Source organism: Arthrobacter sp. R1-13 (assembly GCF_054161475.1).
Genome location: NZ_CP096420.1, coordinates 2437685 through 2461910 on the forward strand (window position 1 = coordinate 2437685; position 24226 = coordinate 2461910).

Sequence of the window (24226 nt, forward strand, 5' to 3'; positions counted from 1 at the left end):
GCGGAGTAGGAAATGTAGCTGGCTGTGATGTCAGGCGGCAGGCAGCGTCAGCATGTAGGCGGCCAGGAGCGCCATTCCAGCAAGGGTATAGAACACCACCTGGATCCAGCGTGGTGCTTTCTGTTGCCGGAAGGACAACGCCCCGCCGACCAGCAACCCGGCGAGGCCCATCAGCACTATGGACCACACTATGCGTCTGCTGCAGGTTGAGCTGAAGAGGGGTTGGCGGGAGCGGTTTCCGCCGAAGCAGGAGCCTCGGCACGCCGCCCACGATGCAGGCCGTTGACCCAGTTACGCAAGAGGCGGGCACCTGCATCACCTGACTTCTCGGGGTGGAACTGCGTGGCAGCCAGAGGCCCGTTTTCAACCGCCGCAATGAAGGGTGCCCCGTGCTCGGACCAGGTGACCAGTGGCGGAGCCATCCGCGGCTGGATCACATCGAAGTCCCACGTCTGGACGCCGTAGGAGTGAACGAAGTAGAAGCGCTCATTCTCGACACCTTCAAAGAGGTGCGAACCCTCGGGAACCTTGACCGTGTTCCAGCCCATGTGCGGCACGACGTCGGCCGGGAGCAACTCGACTTTCCCAGGCCATTCACCCATTCCTTCGGCCTCTGTGCCGTGCTCAACGCCGGCTTCGAACAGCACCTGAAGTCCGACGCAGATGGCCAGGACGGGCCTGCCGCCGGCTACGCGTCGGCCGATCATCCGAATACCGTCTACGGCTTTCAGTTCGTTCATAACGGTCTCGAAAGCGCCGACGCCGGGGACCACCAGGCCATCGGCGTTCAGTACGTCCTGGGGCTTGGCGCTCAGGATTACTTCGGCTCCGGCACGCTCCAGCGCCCGGACAGCAGAGCGGACATTGCCCGAGCCGTAGTCCAGGACCGTGACGGTGGGCTTACCCTCCGGCGAGGAGGGCTTGACGGCGGCGTCCGGATCAAGGATCGCGCCGTCCTGGATGAGCTTTCCGGTCACAATGCCCCCTTGGTTGATGGGATTCCGTCCACGCGTGGATCGGTTTCCACGGCCGCCCGCAGTGCACGGGCGAACGCCTTGAACTGTGCTTCCACAATGTGGTGGGGGTCCCTGCCGGCCAAGACGTTCATGTGAAGGCATATTCCCGCGTGCAGGGTGATGGCTTCGAAAACGTGGCGGGTGAGTGAGCCTGTGAAGTGGCCGCCAATGAGGTGGTATTCCTGGCCGGCAGGTTCGCCGCCGTGGACGAGATAAGGCCTGCCGGAGACGTCCACAACTGCGTGCGCCAGTGCTTCATCAAGGGGAACGGTGGCTTCTCCGAAACGCCGGATGCCTGCCTTGTTACCCAAGGCCACTTTCAGGACTTCTCCAAAGGTAATCGCGACGTCTTCCACTGTGTGGTGGACATCGATGTGGGTGTCACCGGTGGCCTTGACCGTGATGTCGATCAGGGAGTGCTTGCAGAGCGCCGTGAGCATGTGATCGTAAAAGGGAACCGAAGTATCGATATCCGATGTTCCGGTTCCATCCAGATTGATCTCTACCAGCACAGACGATTCACTGGTCGCGCGCTCCATGCGCGCAGTCCGTGCCGCGGCAGCAATGGATCCGGTGTTGCTCATGGTGATGTGTCCTTAGGAAGAAGGGCCTGAAAGCGTGGGGCTTCTGGGTCTTGGTTCAAGTTTAGGCCGGTACTGCGGTTTGCCTTGTCAGGATGCGCTCCAGTGCCTCAAGGAATGCTGTGGTCTCGGCCTCTGTTCCTGCCGTCACCCGCAAATGTCCGGGAATGCCGACGTCGCGAATCAGGACTCCGCAATCAAGAAGTGCCTGCCAGACTGCGTGCGGATTCTCCAGTCCCCCGAAGAAAACAAAGTTGGAATCGGAAGCGGCAGGTGTCAGGCCCATTCGTGTCAGCTCCGAGACAATCCTGTCGCGTTGAGCTTTGATGTCCTCGACGTCGGCCATCAACGCTTCCCGGTGCTGCAGGGCGGCAAGGGCTGTTGCCTGGGTGACTGCTGACAGGTGGTATGGCAAGCGGACCAGGCGCAAGGCATCAGTGACTTCTGGCGCTGCCGCCATGTAACCGAGCCGGGCTCCGGCCAGTGCAAACGCTTTGCTCATGGTGCGCGTTACGATCAGGCGTTCCCGCCCGGGGAGGAGCGTGAGTGCACTGGGAGTACCATCGTGTGCGAACTCGTGGTAGGCCTCGTCCACGATAACAATGGTGCGGCTCTCCTCACCGGCTTCGTAGACAGCCTTCACTACGTCCAGGCCAAGGCCGGTTCCGGTGGGGTTGTTAGGTGAGCTCAGGAAAACTACGTTCGGTCGAAGCTCCCGGACCTGTTCGGCCGCGTACTCTGCGCTTAGCCCGTAATCGGCAGCGCGCAGGCCGGAAACGTATTCGGTGTCAGTACCGCTGGCAAGCAAGGGGTACATGGAGTACGTGGGGGGAAAGCCCAAAGCTGTCCTGCCAGGTCCGCCAAAAGCCTGCAGTGTCTGCTGCAGGACTTCGTTGGATCCATTGGCTGCCCAGATATTTTCGGCCTCGAGCCCATGCCCCAGATACTCCGCCAGGGCTGACCGGAGCTCACTGAACTCCCGATCGGGATACCGGTTCAGTCCGGCGGCTGCAGCGGTTACGGCCTCGGAGATGGCCTTCAGGACATCCTCTGGCACGCCGTGAGTGTTCTCATTCACGTTCAGCAGGATGGGCACATCCAATTGCGGCGCACCGTAAGGCGTCAGGCCCCGGAGATTGTCGCGGAGTGGCAGTCGGTTCAAGCGCGCTAGCTGGTCAGTCACCAGAACAGTTTAAGTGCCTGATGCCGGGGCCGGAAAACTGTGACGCCTCCAGGCGAAGCCGGGCTCGAGGACAGGGCTCACGCGGAGGGGACAAAGAGCTGCTGCCCCGGACTGACCGCACCTCCATCGAGGTTATTCAACTGCACGATGTCAGCCACGACATCCCGCGGATCGCGCTCAGGTGCAACAGTGCCGGCGATGGCCCACAAGGATTGGCCCTGCTGCACGGTGACGGTCACAGTGGGAGTCAGGGAGAGCTCGGCGACGGTGTCAGCTGCCTTGGCCGGAGACGTAAGGAATCCCGAGAGCGACATCAGCAAGGCAGTCAGCAGCATAAGGGGCAAGACCACCAGGACAATCCATCCGCGCCGGGTAAGCCGCAGCGGTGCCTGCACCCGGCCATGGGCTTGACCAGGGGTGCCAGCACCGTAGCCACTGGCTTCGTGGGCGCGGGCCCCGTGACCGGCAGGTGCCATTTCGGGCTCATAGACAGCGGGCCTCTGCGGGGCGAGGGAACTGTGCAGCGTCGTCGCCGACTGAGACTCCCCGGAGACCGATTGCGGAAAGAACTCGTGGAACGCGGATGTAGCTGACATGACCGTCCTCCTGGACCATACTGTGCTGCCCGTCGTGTTCATTGATGGCAAGGTATTCATTGCCACCGGCCTCCGGTTTCGAACGCTTGAACGAATTCGGCGACCGGAGCAAGCAAACTAGAAAACCGACTAGAACACATGTTCGAACCTTACTGACTAAGTTTTAGCATGTATGATCGAACATTGTCGAGACTCACTAGAACAAATGTTTGAAAAACTCCCTTGGCTGGCCTAGGTTTGATCAAAGAAACATTGATCAGGACAACCACATCTGCAGTTGATCAGCAGGGTCTGACATTCAGGCAGAACGTTCCCGGCGGCTGGCGCTCAGAAGCCGGGAGAAATGGAAAGGCGTTGGCGAAAATGGCAGCACAAGCCGCGGGCAGCAAGGCCACCGCAGGGGCCTCGCAGAATGCCCGGACGCCCAAGGGCCTCACTCTTCGCCAAAAGAGAATCCTGGAGACCATTCAACGGTCGGTCAATGACAACGGCTATCCCCCATCCATGCGTGAAATCGGGGACACAGTCGGCCTTGCGAGCCTGTCCAGCGTGACCCACCAGCTGTCCCAGCTGGAGAAACTCGGTTACCTGCGCCGGGATCCGAAGCGTCCGCGCGCCATGGAAGTGTTGATGCCGCTGACCCTGGAAGAAGGCGGAACGGAGCCTTCACGGCCGGAAAAGCCAAACCGGCTCAGGAGTGTAGGCCGTCAACCGGTAACGGAACTCGCTGGCGCAACAGACACCGCCATGGTCCCCCTGGTCGGGCGCATCGCCGCAGGCGGTCCTATTCTCGCCGAACAGCTCGTCGAAGAGTTTATGCCGCTCCCCCGCCAGCTCGTTGGCCACGGAGAGCTGTTCATGCTGAAGGTCGCGGGAGACTCCATGATAGATGCCGCGATTTGTGATGGTGACTGGGTGGTTGTGCGCCGTCAGAGCGACGCAGTCAACGGCGATATCGTGGCCGCGCTATTGGACGATGAAGCGACAGTTAAGACGTTCCGCCAACGGGACGGCCACACATGGCTACTGCCACAGAACACGCAGTACGAGCCCATCCTGGGCGATCATGCCACCATTATGGGCAAAGTGGTCTCAGTCCTGCGCTCCATCTAGGACCCGCGCTCCAGCTAGGTACTGGCCACGCGCGTTTCCTCGGCCAGCCGTTTGAGCGCCGCCACCGCAATCGCAGGGTCGGTGGTGGGCCAGAAGGGCGGCAGGGCAGCACGCAGAAAATTGCCGTATCGCTCAGTTGATAACCGTGAGTCCAGCACGGCGACCACGCCCTTGTCCCCTGTCGAACGAATAAGGCGGCCGGCACCCTGGGCAAGCCGAATGGCGGCGTGGGTGGCGGAAACAGACATAAAGCCGTTGCCGCCTGCCTTTGCTACCGCCCGGGAGCGCGCCGTCATGAGGGGATCATCAGGACGCGGAAAGGGAATCCTGTCGATCACTACGAGGCGACACGAGCCCCCAGGAACGTCCACTCCTTGCCAAAGGGACATGGTGCCGAACAGGCAGGTGTCAGGCTCATCCGCAAACTGCCGGACCAGCGCCGTCATAGTTGAATCACCTTGGCAGAGAATGCTCATGTCGAGCCGGGGACGCAGGGCTTCCGCAGCGTCCTCCGCTGCCCGGCGTGAGGAGAACAGGCACAGCGCCCCGCCCCCGGAGGCAAGAATCAGCTTTTCGAGCTCATCGAGAGCTTCGGGTGAGGTGCCCCGACCCGGTTTCGGAAGATGACCCGCCACGTAGAGAATTCCTTGTTTCGGATAGTCGAAAGGAGAGCCGACGTCGATGCCGGTCCAGCTCGGCGCACCCGGGCCCACGAGACCAAGGCCGCCCGCCGCAGGTTCGAAGGCGGAGCCGATCGCGAGCGTAGCGGATGTGAGCACGACGGTGTGTCCCTCGAACAGTCCCTCGCGGAGCCGGCCTCCGACGCTTAGGGGCGCCACATTGATCAAAGCCGGCGAGGCGTCATCGGGTGCGGAGTAACCGTGTTGCGGATCAAAGGTGCTGTTTCGGGAAATCCACACCACTTCGCCGTTTTCCCGCGCTGCGATAAGTCGTTCACACAATTCCAGGATCACCAGCAGGCGGGAGCGCGCCAGCTGCCGCCCGCCGTCGGCCGTGGTGGAACTGTCCCCCTTGGAATCGGAGAGCGCTGCGCGGCATGCGTCGCGGAGCTGGTCCACACAGTCGAGTTGTTCGTCGTTGAGCCCGCTGGGCAGGAGACCGCTGGGGATCCCGGCAATCGCAACTTCGAGGTTGGCCGCCGCGGAGTTGAGGGCGTCAACGGTGATGCCCGTATTCTTGCGCGCTCCTGATGCCGCCGCATGGACCATGGCAACGGAGAGTTGCCCGGAGACTGCACCCGTGACCCGGTCCTGCAGTTCATGGGCCTCGTCCACCACCACAACATCGTACTCAGGAAGCACCGCCAGGCCCTCGAAAGCGCTGACGGCGAGCATGGCGTGGTTGGTGACAACGACGTCGGCCTCGGCGGCGTTTTGACGGGCCAGTTCACTGAAGCACTCGGCCGCCATGGGGCATTTCTGCGCCCCCAGGCACTCCATTGACGTGACGGACACCTGCCTCCAGGCTCTGTCGGTCACGCCTGGCATCAGCTCGTCGCGGTCGCCGGTGATGGTCTTTTCCGCCCAGTCACGCAGCCGGACCACTTCTTTGCCCAGTTGGGACGAAGGACCACCCATGGCTGCCGCAAAGTGAGGCACGCTGGTGTCCTCTCCCAGAGAGAACAACTGCCCCTCAGACGGCTCCTCGGATGGGAAACCGCCCTCGAGCTTGTGTCTGCAGACGTAGTTGGCTCGGCCCTTGACGAGCGCCACCTTCACAGGCCGGTCCAGCGCCGGAGTTATTGTTTCCAGCAGCCTGGGCAAGTCCCTTCCCACAATCTGAGTCTGCAGGGCCAATGTGGCCGTCGAGACGAGAGTGGGTTTGTCACTGACAAGCGAGTGGGCGATGAGAGGAATCAGGTAGGCGAGGGACTTACCGGTCCCTGTTCCTGCCTGGACCAGCAGGTGGTCGCCGCTGTCTATTGCGCGCGCCACCTGCCGGGCCATTTCGTGCTGACCGGTGCGGCTCTCGCCGCCCATTCCGGAGACAGCCCGGTCGAGCAGTTCAACCACAAACCGCTCACTGGCCGATGCATTCGCCTCCGCATCCGCTTCAGTCATTGCTGATGAAGGATTCCAGCTCAGCGGCAAGACCTTCCCGGACCATCACAACGGCACGTGTGCCATGCTCATCGTGATCCAGGGTAAGGATTTCAGCATCTGTTTCGTGGAGTTTACTGATCAGGTCACCCCGGTTATATGGGATATGCAGTTCCAGCTTGACGCTTGGCCTGGGAATGGAGTCACTGATGGCTTTGAGCAGATCGCTGATGCCTTGGCCAGTCCTGGCGGAAACCACAACGTGCCGGGGTTCGCGCTGCTTCAGCCGCTCCACCACGAATGGGTCAGCAGCGTCTACCTTGTTCAGCACGACGATCTCGGGGACCTTGCGCGCATCAACTTCGCTGAAAACCGCACGCACGGCCGCAATCTGGCCTTCCGGATCCGGATGGGAGGCATCCACTACGTGGAGGATGAGGTCGGAATCGGCCACTTCCTCCAGCGTAGAGCGGAACGCTTCCACCAACTGCGTGGGCAATGAGCGCACAAAACCCACGGTGTCGGCCAGGGTGTAACCCAATCCGTCGGCGGTTTCGGCCTTACGGACCGTTGGATCCAAGGTGGCGAAAAGCGCGTTCTCCACGAGGACTCCGGCGTCGGTCAGCCTGTTGAGCAGCGAGGACTTGCCGGCGTTGGTGTATCCGGCAATCGCAACAGACGGAACCGCATTACGACGGCGGTTGGCCCGTTTGGTCTCCCTCGCAGGCTTCATGGCGGCGATTTCCCGCCGCAGTTTCGCCATCCGTGTCCGGATCCGGCGCCTATCCAGTTCGATCTTGGTTTCACCAGGACCACGGGAACCCATTCCAGCCGCTGCCCCACCCACCTGGCCACCGGCCTGGCGGGACATGGACTCACCCCAACCACGCAGGCGCGGCAACAGGTATTCGAGCTGGGCCAGTTCCACCTGGGCCTTGCCTTCGCGGCTCTTGGCATGCTGGGCAAAAATATCGAGGATGAGCGCGGTACGGTCAATGACTTTGACCTTGACGATATCTTCAAGGCCGCGCCGCTGTGATGGAGCCAATTCGGCGTCGACCACAACGGTGTCCGCCCCCGTGGACATAACAATGTCCTTCAGTTCAAGGGCTTTGCCTGAGCCAAGGAAAGTTCCGGGATCGGGCTTGGCTCTGCGCTGAACGAGGCCGTCGAGCACTTCTGAGCCGGCGGTTTCTGCCAGTGCTGCCAGTTCTCGAAGGGAGTTCTCGGCGTCGGCCAGGGTTCCTTCTGACCACAACCCCGCCAGGACCACCCGTTCGAGCCGGAGTTGCCGGTACTCGACTTCGGTAACGTCCTCCAGCTCTGTGGAAAGGCCTGCAGTACGGCGCAGTGCGCGTCGTTCCTCAAGATCCTGCTGATCACCGTCGTAGCTGGTGTGCTCGTCGTCGAGCCCTGAAATGGCCTGCGCCCTTCCAAAAACAGCCTTGCTGTCCTCGTCCGCCTTCCGGACGTTCCTGGGAGGTACATCCTTGGCGAGAATCCGGTCAATTACAGCCTGGATCTCCTCGGGGGACATATCCTGGGCGGCTGAATCTGGTCCGGTGTTGTGCTGACTGGTCATGGTCTCCTTAAGAGGTTGTACATCTTCAGAATAGTGCCCTTTGCCGGGCTGTGGTGCTGTATTCGCGGTGGGCTGACGGCTGCTGGTCAATTGTTCCTCCGGATGGCCACGGCAGCGGTGCCGTGGCAGGTATGGTTTGGGACGTTTGTGTGTCGGCGGTTCCCAGGAAAGGGAACGGCTGAATGATTTCCAGTGGGGGTTGTCAGATATTTAGGTAGATCATGATGGACTCCATGGGGGTCGGGCGCCCAGTTGATCTGCCAGTCGGATCATTCGCCTCTGCTTCATAGACGTAGGCTCCGGACCCAGAACGGTAGCTGGGTGTGTGAGTCCGGGAGATTTCGTCTGAAGGGGTTCATTGACTTTGAAAGCACTGGTGCTGAGCGCGCTAAGCGGAAGGATTTACCTGCATCGCTGCGGGACATTAAGCTGGGCGTCAGGCGGGCTAGGATGCCAACGCGCCTGCGCCGGGCCGAATCGCCGCTACTCAAAGATCAAGAACATGGATTAAAGAATAGCAGACGGGCCAAGCCCCGGTTTCCCATCCAGCTGCGGGGCAACTAATCTGGCCAGTTATGGAGTCTGCACACTATTTCAGCGCCCAGCCGGCGGGGCCGTTCACCCGCAAGCCGCTGACGGTCGAACTTGCCGGTGAAACGCGGAAGCTCCACACGTCGTCGGGGATCTTTAGCCCGGAAGGTATTGACAAGGGAACGGCCGTTCTACTTGCCGAGGTACCGGCGCCCTCTCCACAAGGGAACCTGCTGGATATCGGCTGTGGCTGGGGTCCAATCGCCCTGACCATGGCTTTGCGAGCACCCCATGCAACCGTCTACGCCGTAGATGTCAACGAGCGGTGTGTGACCCTGACGAACGAGAACGCCGCGGCACTCGGGCTGGAGAATCTCCGGGCCAGCTTGCCGGACGAGGTAGATCCCGGCCTCCGCTTCGATACCATCTGGTCAAATCCCCCGATCCGGATCGGTAAGGACGAGCTTCATTCGCTGTTACTGCGCTGGCTGCCCCGGCTGGCCCCTGGTGGTTCCGCCTGGTTGGTGGTCCAGAAAAACCTCGGTTCCGATTCACTGCAGCGCTGGCTTGCAGCAGAGCTTGATCCATCCTTTACGGTTACCCGTGAGAGTACCTCGAAGTCCTTCCGGATGCTGAAGGTCAGGAAAGCGTCCCACTAGCAACAATGACGGCGGGACCACTAAGCTCCACGTGCTCGCGCCCGTCGGGCCCCGGGAAAAACTTCACGCCGACGACGCCGCCGGGAACTGTGACGTTCCACGCATTCGGAGCGCCCTCGCCGGCCCAGTGCCGGATCGCGACAGCTGCTGCGCAGGCCCCCGTCCCGCACGACTGTGTTTCACCGACACCCCGCTCGTGAACCCTCATTGTGATGGTTCCCACACCGTCGTGAACAAGTGGTTCGGACGGCACTACGAACTCGACGTTGGTGCCGTTGGGAGGGGTGGGATCCACGTGAGGGGCGGTAAACAGCTGGGTCGCCTCGAGCTCGGAAAGCTCTGCAAGGGCAACCACTGTATGCGGATTTCCCATGCTGACGGAGAGAGCAGGCCGGGCCACCTCCAGTCCGCTTGCGCTTACGAGGGAGTCCATTGCCCGGGCTGCAGCGTCCTCGGGAAAGATGAATTCCCAGGGCCCCATGTCCACCGCGTATCCGGAACCGCTGCGGACGATCACTTTCACGCCTCCGCGGGTCCCAATCGTCAATGAGGCTCCCTCGTCCAGACGGACAAGTCCCTGGGCGATGAGGAAATGCACGAAAACACGTACTCCATTGCCGCACATCTCGGACAAGGAGCCGTCACCGTTTCGGTAGTCCATGAACCATTCGGCGTCCGGATGATGGGCCAGCAGGTCCCGGCCTTCAGGAAGGAAACGTGACGGAACAGCACGGATCAGGCCGTCCCCGCCAATTCCACGGTGGCGATCGCACAGTTCGGCTACCTGTTCAGGCCCAACAGGCCACGCGCCGGCCGGATCAGCTATCAGGACGAAGTCGTTTCCCGTGCCGTGCCCCTTCGAGAACGCCATGCCGCTCAGGCCCTGGTGAGCGTGAGCGGGGGTCTCTTCAAGGGTTTCATTCATGGTCCAAGGTTACCGTCTTGGTCGTGTTCGCTGTAAAACCGTCCGCCGGATCCCTTTCTCCCGGAAGTCCGGCATGAATCCGCTGAAGGGCCTCACGTAGAGAGAGCGGCTGCCTTCTCGAGCAGCGCAGGATCCTGCCAGTCCAGCCAAGCGATCCGGGGATCGGCCCGGAACCATGTCAGCTGACGGCGGGCGAATTGCCTGGTGGCAACAATGGTCTCTTCCGATGCTTCCGAAACGTCGCTGACACCGTCGAGTACCTTCAGGAATTGGGCGTACCCGAGGGCGCGGGAGGCGGTTTTCCCCTGCCTCAGTCCGCGTGATTCGAGCCGACGTACCTCCTCCAGCAGGCCGTTCTCCACCATGCTGTGGACACGCTGGGCGAGGCGGGCGCGGAGAACCTCCCGATCCACTTCAAGCCCGATCTGCACCGCGGGCCTGATGTACTCGCGCTTTGGCATGTAGGAGCTGAAAGGGCGGCCGGTCAACTCATAGACTTCCAAGGCGCGGATGACCCGGCGGGTGTCTCCCAGGCGTCCAGCCGATACCGGGTCCAGCCGTTCAAGGCGGGAGCGCAGGCCCGCTTCTCCCTCTGACGCGGCCTCGTTCTCAAGGCGTCGGCGGATGGCGGGATCAGTACCGGGAAACTCCAGGACATCCAATGCAGCCCGCAGGTAAAGTCCGGAGCCACCGGCGAGGATGGCTCTCTTTCCGCGCCTATGAATCGCGTCGATCACCGCTCTGGCTTGCTGCTGGAAGTCCGAAACACTGGCTTCCTCGGTGACATCGAGGGTATCCAGCAAATGGTGGGGCACTCCCCTGCGTTCTTCCACGCTGATCTTGGCTGTACCGATGTCCATGCCCCGGTAGAACTGCATGGAATCGGCATTGATGACCTCACCGTCAAGTTCCAGGGCCAGCTCCACGGCCAGGTCAGACTTGCCGGAGCCGGTTGGCCCCACGACAGCGATCACAGGTGGGCCGCCGGCGGGGACGTTTGCTGTACCAGTACGCGGGGCTGACATTCCCTAGCGTCCGCGGATGGGAAGAGAGGGCATTCCCAGGGAGACTCCGGCCTTACCTGATTTCCCTGAAGGGGCGGGAACTCCGCAGGAGTCTGCCTGGGACCTGTCCCAGGCGTCGCCAGCGCGGGAGCGGCGCAGACGGTAATCCTCCGGAGTAGACGGGTCAGCGACCAGATGGAAAGAAGCGGCCTCAGTAATGGTGACTGTGACAAGATCACCGGGACGGGGAGCTTCTGCGCCTTCGGGAACGGTGAAGTGTACTAGCCGCTGGTCCTGGGAACGCCCGGAAAGCCGGTGGGTCTCCCCTGCCTTGCGTCCGGACTGGGCTGTCACCATCACCTCGACGCGCTTGCCAAGCTGCCGCGCGTTCTCTTCCGCCGCAATCCTGTCCTGCAAAGCGGTGAGCCGTTCGAAGCGCTCCTGGACAACAGCCTTGGGCAGCTGGTCGGGCAGGTCAGCGGCGGGCGTTCCGGGCCGCTTGGAGTATTGGAAGGTGAATGCTGTAGCGAAGCGTGACTTCTCAACGACATCCAGGGTTGCCTGGAAGTCCTCCTCCGTCTCACCGGGGAATCCGACGATTATGTCGGTAGAGATCGCTGCATGCGGAATCTTTTCGCGGACCTTGTCCAGGATTCCCAGGAATTTCGTGGACCGGTAGGACCGCTTCATGTCCTTGAGTACTTTGTCCGACCCTGATTGCAATGGCATGTGAAGCTGCGGCATCACATTGGGTGTCTCGGCCATGGCATCAATGACGTCTTCAGTGAACGCAGCGGGGTGAGGGCTAGTGAATCGAACCCGCTCCAGGCCTTCGATGCTGCCGCAAGCCCGCAGCAGCTTCGAGAATGCCTGCCGGTCCCCGAATTCGACGCCATAAGAGTTGACGTTCTGTCCAAGGAGGGTCACTTCGATGGCACCGTCATCAACAAGGGCCTGGATTTCCGCCAGCACATCGCCGGGGCGGCGGTCCTTCTCCTTGCCGCGGAGAGCGGGCACGATGCAGAACGTGCAGGTGTTGTTGCAGCCAACCGAGATGGACACCCAGCCCGAATACACGGAGTCACGCTTGGTAGGCAAAGTGGACGGGAACACGTCAAGGGATTCCAGGATCTCAAGCTGGGCCTCGTTATTATGCCGTGCCCGTTCCAGCAGAGCCGGCAGGGCACCGACGTTGTGTGTGCCAAAGACGGCGTCCACCCAGGGCGCTTTTCGGAGAATCGTCTCGCGGTCCTTTTGAGCCAGACAACCACCAACAGCGATCTGCATTCCTGGATTGGCTTCTTTGACAGAAGCCAGCATGCCCAGGTTTCCGTAGAGCTTGTTGTCAGCGTTCTCCCGCACTGCACAGGTATTGAACACGACAACATCAGCCTGTTCCGCCCCAGCCGGAACGTACCCTGCAGACTCAAGCATCCCTGCCATTCGTTCTGAATCGTGAACGTTCATCTGGCAACCGAAGGTGCGGACCTCGTAGGTACGAGGAAGTGCCCCTTCCGGGAGAGGGGAAGCGGCTGAAGTGGAATGGGTGCCGGCTGCCGGCGAAGGAATGGTCAAACTCACCCATTAAGGGTAACGGTTGAAACGATTGCCTGCTCGTGGCGGTCTGTCATGGCCATTCTCCCTGCCCTGGAAGCCGGGAGTCAGGGAATCAGTCCTCAACTCAGTCCAGGCCGGGATCGCCGGCCGAATCGAGGACATCCCCGACAATCCTGAAGGCTGCGGACGGGTTGTAGCCCTTGCGTGCAAGCATGGACGCCAGCCGCCGCGTGGCCTTGTCGCGTTCGCTTCGGTCCTGGAGCTGGCCGTAGCCGCGCAGCTTCCGCATGACAAGTTCCCGCGCAGTGGATTCCTCGGCCTCATCAGTGATCTGCTCAAGCGCCTGGGACGCCGTCTCGGAATCGATGCCCTTCTCCGCAAGCTCTCTTTTCAGGGCGCCACGTGCCAGTTTTCGCGACTGGGAGCGGCTTCGTACCCACGCATCAGCAAATTCAGCGTCGTCAACCAGGCGCACCTCTTCGAAGCGGTCAAGGACCGACTCCGCAACGTCCTCGGGTACGTTCCGCTCGGCGAGCTTCCTGGCCAGCTGAAGGCGGCTCTTGGGCGAATTGGTCAGCTGCCGCAAAACTATGGCGCGGGCGACTGACGCTGGATCCGGCTCCGCATCGAGCGCAGCCGGATCCATGGGGCGATTAGAAGCCGTCAACGGCCTTGAGCTTCGGTGCGGCTTCAGTCTCTGCTGCAGGCTTCACTCCGACACCGAGCTTCTCCTTGATGAGCCTTTCCAGCTCGGCGGCAAGCTCGGGGTTGTCGCGCAGGAAGCGTCGCGAGTTTTCCATACCCTGGCCGAGCTGATCGCCGTCGTAGGTGAACCAGGAGCCGGACTTCTTGATGATTCCGTGCTCGACACCCATGTCGATGATGCCGCCCTCACGGGAGATCCCCTGACCGTAGATGATGTCGAACTCGGCGATTTTGAAGGGGGGCGCCATCTTGTTCTTGACGATCTTGGCCTTGGTCCGGTTTCCGACTGAATCAGCGCCTTCCTTCAGCGTCTGGATCCTGCGGACATCGATTCGGATGGAGGCATAGAACTTCAGCGCCTTACCACCTGTGGTGGTTTCCGGTGACCCGAAGAAGACACCGATCTTTTCACGCAGCTGGTTAATGAAGATCGCCGTGGTCTTGGTTTGGCTCAGGCGCCCGGTGATCTTCCGGAGGGCCTGGCTCATGAGCCGTGCCTGAAGGCCGACGTGGCTGTCGCCCATATCGCCCTCGATTTCGGCCCGCGGGACCAAGGCTGCCACGGAGTCAATAACAATGACATCCAGGGAACCGGAGCCAATCAGCATGTCCATGATTTCGAGCGCCTGCTCTCCGGTATCCGGCTGGGAAACCAGGAGGGCATCGGTGTCGACTCCCAGTTTCGCGGCGTACTCGGGGTCCAGGGCGTGCTCGGCGTCGATAAAAGCAGCTATGCCGCCCTGGCGCTGGGCATTGGCCACAGCGTGCAGTGCGACGGTGGTTTTACCGGATGATTCCGGTCCATAGATTTCCACCACGCGGCCGCGGGGCAGCCCGCCAATTCCCAAGGCAACATCCAGCGCGATGGAACCCGTGGGGATAACCTCAATCGGCGCCCGGACCTCGTCCCCGAGGCGCATGACAGAGCCTTTGCCGAACTGCTTGTCAATCTGCGCGAGCGCTGCTTCAAGCGCCTTTTCACGATCCGGGGCTGCCGCCATGGTTCACACCTCTAATGCTTTCTCGCTTTGGAGTGGCCTCAGCGGCCGTTTCTTTGTCATCAACGACGCTAATTGCATCCACCGACATTATGGCCGGGACACATCGCTTATGTGGATAACCTCTGAAAAAAGCATAGTCCTACCCGAACAGATATTCGAACAAGGGCCCGGCGTGTCAGCCGGTGCTAATCGCGACGCGGGCTGATGTCCCTGCCGAGGCGCCGCTCCTGGGGAACATCCTGCAACTCGCAGATCGCAAGCCACACGGCTCGGGGGCTGACGCCGGCAGCCAGGGCCTGGTCCGCCGTTCGTCCACCAACAGCAGCCAGCACCAACGAACTGCTCAGGACGCGTGAGTAACCGGCGCCAAATTCATCGTCCATAAGCCGCCAAAATTCACTGATCCGCACCAATAGAGTCTCTCACGGACCCTGACTCTAGAATTGTTGCCATGAGCAACCCAGTTGACAGCCCAGTTCCGCCCGAGGACCTTACGGGCGCCGACGACGTCGACGCCGCCCTGCAGTCCGTGGAACAGCAGCTGAGCCTTTTCTGGCGGAGGGCACGCTCGGTCTCGGCGCAGCTCTCCCGGCAGGTCCACCCCGACATGGAGCCTGCGGCGTACGGCCTCCTGACCATCATCAGGAGGGAAGGACCAATGCGCCTGACCGATCTGGCGTCCTGCGTTGGCGTTGGAAAACCCTCTGTGAGCCGGCAGATTGCCTTTCTCGAGAGCATCGGCCTTATCTTCAAGGAAGCCGATCCTGTGGACGGGCGCGCACAGTCCATTCGGCTCACTCCCCGTGGCGAGGAGAAGATGCATCAGGTCCAGGACGCGCGCAATCAGGTGTTCCGGGAACGGTTGGGGGAATGGCCGATCTCGGAGCTGCAGACTCTGGCACGCTACATTGCGAAGTTGAACAGCACCTACGAGCGGGATGGCTTCCCCAAGGACGAATCGAAGAGAGACCAGGCGCAGTAGCGGGTCCGGCGCAAAAATTAACGCGAAAAAGAAGGGCCTGACGCAAGCGCGGCAGGCCCTTTTTAATCAAACAGTCGATATGAAGTCATGGGATCCCGAAGTCAGTCCGGGAACCTCAAGATCCGGGGTCACAGCCCAGGCCGGAACGGATCAGCGGGCGCCTGACAGGAGACCCGTGGTGAGTTCGTCGTTAAGGTCCGTGTTCAGCTCGCGGTCAAGGTCACGGCCATAGCGCTGGGAGAACTCCTGCGGGACGGTGTCCGGTACTGCCACTCCCTCAGCAATGGCCACGCGGTCACTGACCTCGCGGAGCATGCCGGACAAGGGAACATCCAGGGCCGAGCAGATCGATGAAAGCAACTCCGAAGAGGCTTCCTTCTGGCCGCGCTCCACTTCACTCAAGTAGCCGAGCGAAACGCGGGCACTGTGTGAGACTTCGCGGAGGGTACGGCCTTGGCGCTGGCGGACATCGCGAAGGACATCACCAATTTCGTGACGAAGAACAACCATCTTGCGCTCCTTCTGTTCGCTCTTAGCCTGATCGGCGAGGCCCACATCCTTCCAGCGGACAACGCCGTTTACGGATACGGGCTGCTTTACCATCTGTATCGCCTTGCTCCCTCATACTTCAGGTTCTCCACTCGGGGGAACCAGTGTGGTCTTTTTATCCTAGGCGCCTCCGCGATCCGGAGGCGACACAATGTAACAACTATTGGGTTTCAATTTTTGTTCCCGGCAACTTTACGCCCGGTAGCTTTAGGAAGGAAGCGCCTTCAACAACTGTTCCAGCGCCGCCGCACATGCCTGTCCGCGGATTTCGGCCCTGTTCCCTTCGAAGTCATACGATGATGCAAAGGAACCTGCCGCTGTAGCGATGCCAATGAACACCCGGCCAACCGCTTTGCCGTCATGCGGATCGGGGCCGGCGACGCCTGTACTTGATACTCCGATATCGGCACCGCAGAGAGTGCGGGCACCTGCTGCCATGGCTTCCGCAACCCTGCCATCCACCGAACCAACTTCGGCCAAGAGTTCTGCCGATACGCCAAGGACAGCGCTCTTGACCGCGTTCTGGTAGGCGACAATGCCCCCTTGCAGCATGGCTGATGCGCCGGGAGTATCGGCTAATACTGCTGCTATCATGCCGGCGGTGAGCGATTCACCCGTCGCGACGGTGAGGCCATGTTCCCTCGCCTTTGTGACGGCGGCTTCGGCACTTCTGTGAAGGTTGCTCATGACGTGCTCCCGTCCGGCTGCCGTTTGGAAGGCAGACCCTGTGCCCGCAGTTTAAGCGCTTCCGCCACATACTGCACGCCAGTCCAGACCGTGATAACGACGGCAACGAGCATGACTCCCAGAGCGAGGAGTCCCAGCCATGGCGCCAGGGACGCCAGCGGAATGACGTACAGGAAGATGGCCAGGGTCTGCACTACGGTTTTCAGCTTCCCGCCTCGAGAGGCTGGAATCACTCCGTAGCGGATGACGAAGAAACGCAGGGCCGTAATACCCCACTCGCGGACAAGAATCAGGATGGTAATCCACCACGGCAGTTCGTTCAGGATTGACAGCATCACCAGCGCCGAACCGATGAGCAACTTATCGGCGATGGGATCGGCAATCTTTCCGAAGTCGGTCACGAGGCCGCGGCTGCGGGCGATGTCGCCGTCGAGCTTGTCGGTGTAAATCGCGACGGCGAACGCCACTACGGCTGCCCAGCGCCAGAGACCGTGGCTGCTGTTATCGGCCGCGAGGAACCACACGAAGAATGGCACCAACACAATCCGGAGCATGGTCAGGATGTTGGGCAGATTCCAGATTCCCGAGGAGGAACCGGCGCTGTGGGCCTCGGTGCTAGTCACCCTCCTAGGCTACCGTCCGGTGAGCGACCAGGCGTCCTCGGAGCCGTCTTCGTCGTCCGGGGTGCCATCGGCGCCGTCGTAATACTCAACGTTCTGGGTGCGGTTCTCCAGGTCTGAAGCGACAAGGTCCTCGGCATACCCGCCCTGGGCGATGTTGGCATTGGCGTTGTCGCTCAGGGCCGCCGTGTGTGAATCAGGCGTGGCCGGGGCTTCCTGCCCCTTCATTGCTGCCAGCACAGGAGCGAGGTCATCGGGCTTAACCAGGACATCGCGTGCCTTCGATCCCTCCGACGGACCCACTACACCCCGGGACTCGAGCAGGTCCATGAGGCGGCCCGCCTTCGCGAACCCGACGCGGAGCTTGCGCTGGAGCATTGACGTCGAACCGAATTGGGTAGTCACCACCAGCTCGGTAGCCTGCAGCAGCACCTCAAGGTCATCGCCGATGTCGTCGTCGATCTGCTTCTTGGGGGCCTCCGCGGCGACGTCGTCCCGGTAGGTCGCCTGGAGTTGGCCCTTGACGTGCTCAACAACTTTGTGGATTTCGGATTCCGTCACCCACGCGCCCTGTACACGCATGGCCTTGGAGGCTCCCATCGGCAGGAAGAGCGCGTCGCCCTGCCCAATGAGTTTCTCCGCACCCGGCTGGTCAAGGACAACGCGCGAGTCGGTGACAGAGGAGGTGGCAAAGGCCATGCGGGACGGCACGTTGGCTTTGATCAGGCCGGTGACAACGTCCACGGACGGCCGCTGGGTGGCCAGCACCAAGTGGATTCCGGCGGCGCGGGCAAGCTGTGTGATGCGGACGATGGAATCTTCCACGTCGCGGGGAGCCACCATCATGAGGTCGGCGAGCTCATCCACGATCACCAGCAGATACGGATAGGGACGGATCACACGCTTGGAGTCCACCGGCGGGTGGACCTTCCCGGCACGGACTGCTTTGTTGAAGTCGTCAATGTGCTTGAAGCCGTAGTTGGCGAGGTCGTCGTACCGGGCGTCCATTTCGCGGACCACCCACTGCAGTGCTTCCGCCGCCTTCTTGGGGTTGGTGATGATGGGCGTGATCAGGTGCGGTACGCCCTCATAAGCGGTAAGCTCCACGCGCTTGGGGTCCACCATGACCATACGTACCTCGTCCGGCGTGGCCCGCATCAGGATCGACGTGATCATGGAGTTCACGAATGATGACTTACCCGCGCCGGTAGCGCCGGCGACGAGGAGGTGCGGCATCTTCGCGAGGTTCGCGACGACGTAGCCGCCTTCGACGTCCTTGCCAACACCCATCACCATGGGGTGGTCGGTACGGCGCGCATTCTGGCTGCGGAGCACATCACCCAGCGATACCGTCTCGCGGTCGGTGTTGGGAATCTCGATACCGATAGCGGATTTGCCGGGAATCGGGCTCAGGATGCGCACATCGGAGCTCGCCACTGCATAAGAGATGTTCTTCGACAAGGCGGTGACGCGCTCCACCTTTGTCCCGGGTGACAACTCGATTTCGTAGCGCGTCACGGTGGGTCCCCGGCTGAAGCCGGTGACCTGCGCCTCCACGTTGAACTGGTTGAGCGTTTCGGTCAGCGAGGCCACAATGGCGTCATTGGCTTCGGTCCTCTCTTTGGGGATGGAGCCTGGCGTCAGGACGTCCGACGACGGCAGGGTGTAGGTGACATCCCCCGCCAGCGAGAGCTGCTCCGTGCGCTGCGGGATGGGGGTGGGCGGAGGGGCGGGTGCAACCGGATTCGCCGGCACGGGGTTCGCCGGAACACCTGATGGGTTCGACGAGGCCGTATTCAGGGATCCTGCGGCCACCATGCCGGGCGTCACCAGGGGAATGGCCTCGGTAGCGTTCTCCGCGCCCATGTCAGTCCGGGAGCCAAGACCCTGGGCCGCCTTGATCTTTTCGATGGCGATTTCAGCCTGGGTGGGTCGGCGGACTCCTGGCGCTGCGGCGGACCGTTTGTCACCCTTGGAGCCGGTTTCGTCGTCGTCGATGACCGGGGTCTCAAAGGCTTCGTCCCCGACATAGCCTTCCAGGCCGGCGTCGGCGTCCTGGTCTTTGCCGAAGAGCCGCATGCGCTTTTTCTTCTTCGGTGATTCCGCCGCTGAATCCCCGTACAGGTAGCTGCGGTCATGACCGTCCGCATGGTCCCCTGGCTCCTGGAGATCGATGCCCATGAGGTGTTCGTAGGCGCCCTTGAGCCTGCGCGGAATCGCTCCAAAGGGAGTTGCTGTAACGATCAGCAGAGAAGTGAATGTCAGGAGCCCGTAGACCACCAGCGGCACTGCGACATGAATGGCGGCCAAGGGGGAGGCAGCCAGGAATCCCAGCATTCCGCCAGCTTGCCTCAGGCCTTCGAAGCCATCCGCCACGGTCGGTTGGCCGCCGATGACATGCGCGAGGGCCGATCCGGCGAAGGTCATGATCAGGAAGCCGATGCCGATCCGGTTGTTGCCGCGGCTGTCAGCCGGCTGGCGGAACAGACGGACGGCGCAAACCAGCAGCATCAGCGGCAGCAGCAGTGACATCCAGCCAAAGGTCCCGTTGACCACGGCGTAGACGGCATCGGGGAACCAGCCCTGCATCCCCCACCATGCGAACGTTGCGATGAAAACAGCCAGAGCGAGGTTGAAGAGGGCTGCTCCGTCCCTGCGGTCCTCTGGTGCCAGATCGCTGACGTCATGTCCTATCCGGCGCACGCCGCCCCCAACGAGGTGGCCGATCCCCAACCACGCACCGGACAGCATCCGCACGGGCCACGGCTGGTGGGGAACGACAGCAGGCATCTGCCGGGTCCGGGCAGCTGCCCCGCTGGTGGACCGGCTGGTTTTGGGCGCGGAGGAGCCTGCGCCCCGGCCGGAGGCAGTGCCTGATTTGCTGCGGGGGTTTCCTCTAGGCGTGGAGGAAGTACGTGTCGCCATAGCAGCCACGCTACCTGAGCCAGGCCGGAATTCCGCGGATTTCCGGGCCGGACTGATCCATGTTGCCCGGCGGCCCGGCTTGCAAGGATAAGACGCATCCACCTACAATCGGCCCATGCGCTTCTCGACCTGCTCCTCTTGGTGGCCCGCCCCTTAGGCGGACAGACGCGCGCACCATTACGCTCACGACCGCCTCGCCAGGCGGTCGTTTTTTTGCGGCACCGGTCGGTGAGGTGGAATCAATTTCAGGGACTGCCAATGACCTCGCTCCTCTCCCGCATCGTCGAATCCTCGGGCGATGCTTCAATTCCTTTCGCCGTTATCCGGCGCCACGAGTCAGACCTCGTCGACGTCCTCACCGGCGGGATCGTCGATGTGGACAAGCTGGCCGACATCCCGCTCGACGCCAGACGGGGCGGGCGTGACGTACTGGCGCTTGTGCCTTTTCGTCAGATCCGGGAGCGCGGATTCGCTGCGACCCACGACGGCGCCCCGCTCCGCTGCCTCCTGGTGACGGAGCGCGAAACCCTCTCCTTGAACAATGCCTTGGCGATTCTGCCCGCGATTGAAGTGCCCATCGAGTCTTTGGGGTTCGATACCACTGACGAGGACTATGCGGAGATAGTGCGCCGTGTTGTCCGGGACGAAATCGGCCGGGGAGAAGGCGCCAACTTCGTCATCCGCCGATCGTTCCGCGGCACAACCCCTGTCTCGCCGGCAACAGCCGTGCTCGCGTGGATGCGTACCCTGCTCCTCTCAGAGCAGGGCGCCTACTGGACCTTCGCCGTCCACTCCCCCGGCCATTCCCTGGTGGGAGCAACCCCCGAGCGCCACGTCTCCGTGAGGGACGGGCTCGTGACGATGAATCCGATCTCGGGAACCTTCCGGCACCCGGCAGGAGGCCCGACTGCCGGAGGCGTCCTGAAGTTCCTGTCCGACGTCAAAGAGAGCGACGAACTCTTTATGGTGGTCGATGAGGAAATGAAGATGATGAGCAGCATTTGCCCGTCGGGTGGACGGATCCTCGGCCCGTATCTCAAGCAAATGTCCAGACTCAGCCACACGGAGTATTTGCTTGAGGGGCGTACCGATCTTGATCTCCGTGACGTTCTCCGTGCCACAATGTTTGCCCCGACAGTCACGGGGTCCCCCATGGAAAACGCCTGCGCCGTTATCGAACGTCACGAACATGGCGGTCGGGGATACTACTCCGGGGTCCTGGCGTTCTTCGAGTCGCGGACTGATGAGAGTGGAGCCGTTTCCTATGAACTCGATGCTCCGATCCTTATCCGCACTGCTCACCTCGACGGCGACGGACTTGTCACTGTGTCAGCAGGGGCCACCCTCGTTCGGTTGTCCACCCCGGAAGGCGAGGTGGCCGAAACGCACGCAAAGGCGTCCGGTATGCTCGCCGCCCTGGGACTTATCCCGCCGGCTCCGCTGCCTCCGGCGATTAACCTGAATGCCCAGCCCGGAGTTGCAGAAGCGCTCGCCGAACGGAATCACCAGCTGGCCTCCTTCTGGATCCGCGCCCAGGAATGGGAACAACATCCTCCCTTCGCCGGCAGCACGGCCCTGGTTATCGACTGTGAAGACCAGTTCACCGAAATGCTTGCCCACCAGCTGCGTCATTTGGGGTTGCAGACTTCTGTGGCGCGCTGGGATTCAGTGGCAGACATTTCCACGCCGGATCTGGTGGTGTTCGGCCCTGGTCCGGGAGACCCCCGCGACGTCAACGATGTCCGGTTCGAGACGGTGCGGGCTCACCTGCGTTCCAGGCTGGATCTGGGCAGGCCTTTGCTTGCCGTCTGCCTCAGCCACCAGATTTTGTCGATGCTTGCCGGGCTTCCTGTAGAGGTGTTACCGGCACCACGTCAGGGTGTGCGGCTGCAGACCGATGTGTTCGGGACGCGGGCTGCCCTCGGCTTCTACAACACCTTCAGCGCTGTTGCTGAAAGAGACCAGCTTGTCACGCCCAGGCTCAATCTTGACATCTCCGCCGAGGACGGTGTTGTTGTGGCATTGAGAGGCGCCGGAGTCGCATCCATCCAGGGACATCTGGAGTCGGTTCTGTCCTCCGACGGCCTCGCGACACTTGAGCGCCTCGTGAGGTCCGCATTGGCGAGGGATAAAGCCCCGGTATAGGCCAGGGGTCAAAAATACGAAAAGGCCCGGTTCGCTGAACCGGGCCTTTTCGTAACTGCTGGAGCTGCGATGGTGCTTCGAGGACTATGCCTCCAGAACCACCGGGATGATCATGGGACGACGGCGGAGCTTGCGGTTGACCCACGTTCCAACGACGCGGCGAACAACCTGCTGGAGCTGATGCGTTGTGTGATCCGTGTGGTTGAGCACTGCTTCTTCCAGCGCTGCATTGATCCTAGGAATGATGTCATCGAACACAGAATCGTCCTCGGCAACGCCGCGGGCATGGATTTCGGGCCCGGAGACCACCTTGCCTGTTGCCCGGTTGATGACAGTGATGATGGAGATGAATCCTTCGTCGCCCAGGACACGGCGGTCTTTCAAGTCGGCGTCCGTAATCTCACCGACGCTGGATCCGTCGACGTAGACGAACCCCACCTCGACCTGGCCTACGACGTCGGCCCGGTGGTCTTTAAGGTCGATTACAGTGCCGTTGTCCGCGAGCAGGATGCTCTCGGCCGGCACTCCGGATTCCTCGGCGATCTTGCCGTTGGCGATCAGGTGCCGCGTTTCGCCGTGCACCGGCATTGCGTTCAGCGGCTCAAGGATGTTGTAGCAGTAGAGGAGCTCGCCTGCGGCTGCATGGCCAGATACGTGGACCTTGGCGTTGCCCTTGTGGATGACGTCGGCACCGAGCTTGAGCAGCCCGTTGATGATGCGGTAAACGGCGTTCTCGTTGCCGGGGATGAGGCTCGACGCCAGGATAACGGTGTCACCCTCGCCCACGATCACCCGGTGGTCTCCGTTGGCCATCCGGGACAGAGCAGCCATCGGTTCGCCCTGTGAGCCGGTGGACATAAGGACCACGCGGTTGTCCGGAAGGTTGTCTATGTTCTTGATATCGACGACGACACCGTCCGGTACGTCCAGGTAGCCAAGTTTCGCGGCAATCGCCATATTGCGGACCATCGAGCGGCCCACAAAGGCGACGTTGCGGTTGTGTTTGACCGCGGCGTCGAGGACCTGCTGCACCCGGTGGATGTGGGATGAGAAGGAAGCGACAATGATGCGTTTTGTGGCCTGGCCGAAGAGGCGGTCCAGGGTGGGTCCGATTTCCTTTTCGGCGGTGGTGAACCCGGGAACGTCGGCGTTGGTCGAGTCCGACATGAACAGATCCACGCCCTCTTCGCCCAGCTTGGCAAAGTGACGGAGGTCGGTGATCCGTCCGTCCAGGGGCAACTGATCCATCTTGAAATCGCCCGTGTGCAGGACCGTACCGCCTGCCGTGCGGATAAAGACAGCCAAAGCGTCGGGGATGGAGTGGTTCACGGCCACAAATTCGCATTCGAAGGGGCCGAACTTCTCGACTTGTCCTTCAGTGACAGTGAGGGAGTAGGGCTTGATGCGGTGTTCCTGCAGCTTCGCTTCGATGAGGGCGAGCGTCAGTTGCGATCCGATCAGGGGGATGTCGCTCCGGAGGCGCAGCAGGTAGGGAACAGCTCCGATGTGGTCTTCGTGGCCGTGCGTGAGGACGACAGCCACGACGTCATCCATCCGGTCCTCAATGTAGGAGAAATCGGGCAGGATCAGGTCCACACCCGGCTGGGTTTCCTCAGGGAACAGGACACCGCAGTCGACAATAAGGAGCTTGCCGTCGATTTCGAAGACCGCCATGTTGCGGCCGATCTCGCCCAGGCCTCCCAGCGGGACAATGCGAAGGGTGCCTTGCGGAAGTCTCGGGGGCGTGACAAGGCCGGGTAGGGCTACTTGGGTCATAATGCACTTCTTTCCAGGCGGAAGAGTGC

The 24226-nt window shown here is 61.7% G+C and carries 22 protein-coding genes; 4 read left to right on the plus strand and 18 right to left on the minus strand.

What is annotated here, in order from left to right:
* Positions 1 to 30: 30 nt before the first annotated feature.
* The 5 genes from M1D88_RS11165 to M1D88_RS11185 form a co-directional block, all read right to left on the minus strand.
* Complete coding sequence (locus M1D88_RS11165; RefSeq protein WP_309107201.1) at positions 31 to 189, minus strand: hypothetical protein; 159 nt, start codon at positions 187 to 189, stop codon at positions 31 to 33.
* On the minus strand, positions 189 to 977 hold the full coding sequence (hisH, locus tag M1D88_RS11170; protein WP_458110948.1) for an imidazole glycerol phosphate synthase subunit HisH: 789 nt from the start codon (positions 975 to 977) through the stop codon (positions 189 to 191). The genes M1D88_RS11165 and hisH overlap by 1 nt, the downstream gene beginning before the upstream one ends.
* Positions 974 to 1600, minus strand: coding sequence for an imidazoleglycerol-phosphate dehydratase HisB (gene hisB, locus M1D88_RS11175; RefSeq protein ID WP_309107199.1), 627 nt, complete (start codon positions 1598 to 1600; stop codon positions 974 to 976). Before hisB ends, hisH begins: the two co-directional genes overlap by 4 nt.
* A 61-nt stretch (positions 1601 to 1661) precedes the next feature.
* On the minus strand, positions 1662 to 2780 hold the full coding sequence (locus M1D88_RS11180; RefSeq protein WP_458110949.1) for a histidinol-phosphate transaminase: 1119 nt from the start codon (positions 2778 to 2780) through the stop codon (positions 1662 to 1664).
* 77 nt (positions 2781 to 2857) lie between these two features.
* Positions 2858 to 3256: a LysM peptidoglycan-binding domain-containing protein gene (locus M1D88_RS11185; protein ID WP_458114501.1), complete on the minus strand. Its 399-nt coding sequence runs from the start codon at positions 3254 to 3256 to the stop codon at positions 2858 to 2860.
* Between the two features lie 483 nt (positions 3257 to 3739).
* Between M1D88_RS11185 and lexA the strand changes: the two genes are divergently transcribed.
* The gene (lexA, locus tag M1D88_RS11190) at positions 3740 to 4489 is read left to right on the plus strand and encodes a transcriptional repressor LexA (protein ID WP_458110950.1); all 750 of its coding nucleotides are present in this window, start codon (positions 3740 to 3742) and stop codon (positions 4487 to 4489) included.
* Between the two features lie 14 nt (positions 4490 to 4503).
* Here lexA and M1D88_RS11195 read toward each other — a convergent pair whose 3' ends face one another.
* Positions 4504 to 6570: an ATP-dependent DNA helicase gene (locus tag M1D88_RS11195; RefSeq protein WP_458110951.1), complete on the minus strand. Its 2067-nt coding sequence runs from the start codon at positions 6568 to 6570 to the stop codon at positions 4504 to 4506.
* A complete protein-coding gene (hflX, locus tag M1D88_RS11200; RefSeq protein WP_458110952.1) occupies positions 6563 to 8131 on the minus strand; it encodes a GTPase HflX in 1569 nt (522 codons plus the stop codon). The genes M1D88_RS11195 and hflX overlap by 8 nt, the downstream gene beginning before the upstream one ends.
* Positions 8132 to 8706: 575 nt before the next feature.
* Here hflX and M1D88_RS11205 point away from each other — a divergent pair.
* A complete protein-coding gene (locus M1D88_RS11205; RefSeq protein WP_458110953.1) occupies positions 8707 to 9321 on the plus strand; it encodes a class I SAM-dependent methyltransferase in 615 nt (204 codons plus the stop codon).
* Here the strand turns inward: M1D88_RS11205 and dapF are convergent.
* From dapF to M1D88_RS11235, 6 genes are all read right to left on the minus strand, one after another.
* Positions 9302 to 10246, minus strand: coding sequence for a diaminopimelate epimerase (dapF, locus tag M1D88_RS11210; RefSeq protein ID WP_458110954.1), 945 nt, complete (start codon positions 10244 to 10246; stop codon positions 9302 to 9304). The genes M1D88_RS11205 and dapF overlap by 20 nt on opposite strands.
* A gap of 92 nt (positions 10247 to 10338) precedes the next feature.
* Positions 10339 to 11271, minus strand: a complete 933-nt coding sequence (miaA, locus tag M1D88_RS11215; RefSeq protein WP_458110955.1) for a tRNA (adenosine(37)-N6)-dimethylallyltransferase MiaA — start codon at positions 11269 to 11271, stop codon at positions 10339 to 10341.
* A 3-nt stretch (positions 11272 to 11274) separates the two neighbouring features.
* Positions 11275 to 12831, minus strand: a complete 1557-nt coding sequence (gene miaB / locus M1D88_RS11220) for a tRNA (N6-isopentenyl adenosine(37)-C2)-methylthiotransferase MiaB (RefSeq protein WP_458110956.1) — start codon at positions 12829 to 12831, stop codon at positions 11275 to 11277.
* Positions 12832 to 12931: 100 nt separating this feature from the next.
* Complete coding sequence (locus M1D88_RS11225) at positions 12932 to 13474, minus strand: regulatory protein RecX (protein ID WP_458110957.1); 543 nt, start codon at positions 13472 to 13474, stop codon at positions 12932 to 12934.
* On the minus strand, positions 13461 to 14513 hold the full coding sequence (recA, locus tag M1D88_RS11230) for a recombinase RecA (protein ID WP_309107189.1): 1053 nt from the start codon (positions 14511 to 14513) through the stop codon (positions 13461 to 13463). Before recA ends, M1D88_RS11225 begins: the two co-directional genes overlap by 14 nt.
* Positions 14514 to 14698: 185 nt before the next feature.
* Positions 14699 to 14923 (minus strand): DUF3046 domain-containing protein, encoded by a 225-nt coding sequence (locus M1D88_RS11235; protein ID WP_247048670.1) that lies wholly within the window; start codon positions 14921 to 14923, stop codon positions 14699 to 14701.
* A 41-nt stretch (positions 14924 to 14964) separates the two neighbouring features.
* Here M1D88_RS11235 and M1D88_RS11240 point away from each other — a divergent pair, with 41 nt between their 5' ends.
* Positions 14965 to 15495 carry a MarR family winged helix-turn-helix transcriptional regulator gene (locus M1D88_RS11240; protein WP_458110958.1) on the plus strand — a complete coding sequence of 177 codons (531 nt, stop codon included), beginning with the start codon at positions 14965 to 14967 and terminating at the stop codon, positions 15493 to 15495.
* A 150-nt stretch (positions 15496 to 15645) separates the two neighbouring features.
* Here the strand turns inward: M1D88_RS11240 and M1D88_RS11245 are convergent, their stop codons facing one another.
* The 4 genes from M1D88_RS11245 to M1D88_RS11260 form a co-directional block, all read right to left on the minus strand.
* Positions 15646 to 16098: a helix-turn-helix domain-containing protein gene (locus M1D88_RS11245; RefSeq protein ID WP_309107186.1), complete on the minus strand. Its 453-nt coding sequence runs from the start codon at positions 16096 to 16098 to the stop codon at positions 15646 to 15648.
* Positions 16099 to 16251: 153 nt separating this feature from the next.
* Positions 16252 to 16731 carry a CinA family protein gene (locus M1D88_RS11250; protein ID WP_458110959.1) on the minus strand — a complete coding sequence of 160 codons (480 nt, stop codon included), beginning with the start codon at positions 16729 to 16731 and terminating at the stop codon, positions 16252 to 16254.
* Positions 16728 to 17354, minus strand: a complete 627-nt coding sequence (pgsA, locus tag M1D88_RS11255) for a CDP-diacylglycerol--glycerol-3-phosphate 3-phosphatidyltransferase (RefSeq protein WP_458110960.1) — start codon at positions 17352 to 17354, stop codon at positions 16728 to 16730. Before pgsA ends, M1D88_RS11250 begins: the two co-directional genes overlap by 4 nt.
* Before the next feature lie 9 nt (positions 17355 to 17363).
* Positions 17364 to 20276 (minus strand): DNA translocase FtsK, encoded by a 2913-nt coding sequence (locus tag M1D88_RS11260; protein ID WP_458110961.1) that lies wholly within the window; start codon positions 20274 to 20276, stop codon positions 17364 to 17366.
* A 258-nt stretch (positions 20277 to 20534) separates the two neighbouring features.
* Between M1D88_RS11260 and M1D88_RS11265 the strand changes: the two genes are divergently transcribed.
* Positions 20535 to 22421 (plus strand): anthranilate synthase family protein, encoded by a 1887-nt coding sequence (locus tag M1D88_RS11265; RefSeq protein WP_458110962.1) that lies wholly within the window; start codon positions 20535 to 20537, stop codon positions 22419 to 22421.
* Positions 22422 to 22505: 84 nt separating this feature from the next.
* On the opposite strand, the gene M1D88_RS11270 is transcribed toward M1D88_RS11265, so the two are convergent.
* Positions 22506 to 24197, minus strand: coding sequence for a ribonuclease J (locus M1D88_RS11270; protein WP_458110963.1), 1692 nt, complete (start codon positions 24195 to 24197; stop codon positions 22506 to 22508).
* Positions 24198 to 24226: the final 29 nt, after the last annotated feature.

What these genes read in the sequence shown, in the direction of transcription:
- hisB (WP_309107199.1), bottom strand. Translation starts at nt 1,600, where the DNA reads ATGAGCAACACCGGATCCATTGCTGCCGCGGCACGGACTGCGCGCATG.
- M1D88_RS11185 (WP_458114501.1), bottom strand. Translation starts at nt 3,256, where the DNA reads ATGGCACCTGCCGGTCACGGGGCCCGCGCCCACGAAGCCAGTGGCTAC.
- lexA (WP_458110950.1), top strand. Translation starts at nt 3,740, where the DNA reads ATGGCAGCACAAGCCGCGGGCAGCAAGGCCACCGCAGGGGCCTCGCAG.
- M1D88_RS11195 (WP_458110951.1), bottom strand. Translation starts at nt 6,570, where the DNA reads ATGACTGAAGCGGATGCGGAGGCGAATGCATCGGCCAGTGAGCGGTTT.
- hflX (WP_458110952.1), bottom strand. Translation starts at nt 8,131, where the DNA reads ATGACCAGTCAGCACAACACCGGACCAGATTCAGCCGCCCAGGATATG.
- M1D88_RS11205 (WP_458110953.1), top strand. Translation starts at nt 8,707, where the DNA reads ATGGAGTCTGCACACTATTTCAGCGCCCAGCCGGCGGGGCCGTTCACC.
- dapF (WP_458110954.1), bottom strand. Translation starts at nt 10,246, where the DNA reads ATGAATGAAACCCTTGAAGAGACCCCCGCTCACGCTCACCAGGGCCTG.
- miaA (WP_458110955.1), bottom strand. Translation starts at nt 11,271, where the DNA reads ATGTCAGCCCCGCGTACTGGTACAGCAAACGTCCCCGCCGGCGGCCCA.
- recA (WP_309107189.1), bottom strand. Translation starts at nt 14,513, where the DNA reads ATGGCGGCAGCCCCGGATCGTGAAAAGGCGCTTGAAGCAGCGCTCGCG.
- M1D88_RS11240 (WP_458110958.1), top strand. Translation starts at nt 14,965, where the DNA reads ATGAGCAACCCAGTTGACAGCCCAGTTCCGCCCGAGGACCTTACGGGC.
- M1D88_RS11245 (WP_309107186.1), bottom strand. Translation starts at nt 16,098, where the DNA reads ATGGTAAAGCAGCCCGTATCCGTAAACGGCGTTGTCCGCTGGAAGGAT.
- M1D88_RS11250 (WP_458110959.1), bottom strand. Translation starts at nt 16,731, where the DNA reads ATGAGCAACCTTCACAGAAGTGCCGAAGCCGCCGTCACAAAGGCGAGG.
- M1D88_RS11260 (WP_458110961.1), bottom strand. Translation starts at nt 20,276, where the DNA reads ATGGCGACACGTACTTCCTCCACGCCTAGAGGAAACCCCCGCAGCAAA.
- M1D88_RS11265 (WP_458110962.1), top strand. Translation starts at nt 20,535, where the DNA reads ATGACCTCGCTCCTCTCCCGCATCGTCGAATCCTCGGGCGATGCTTCA.
- M1D88_RS11270 (WP_458110963.1), bottom strand. Translation starts at nt 24,197, where the DNA reads ATGACCCAAGTAGCCCTACCCGGCCTTGTCACGCCCCCGAGACTTCCG.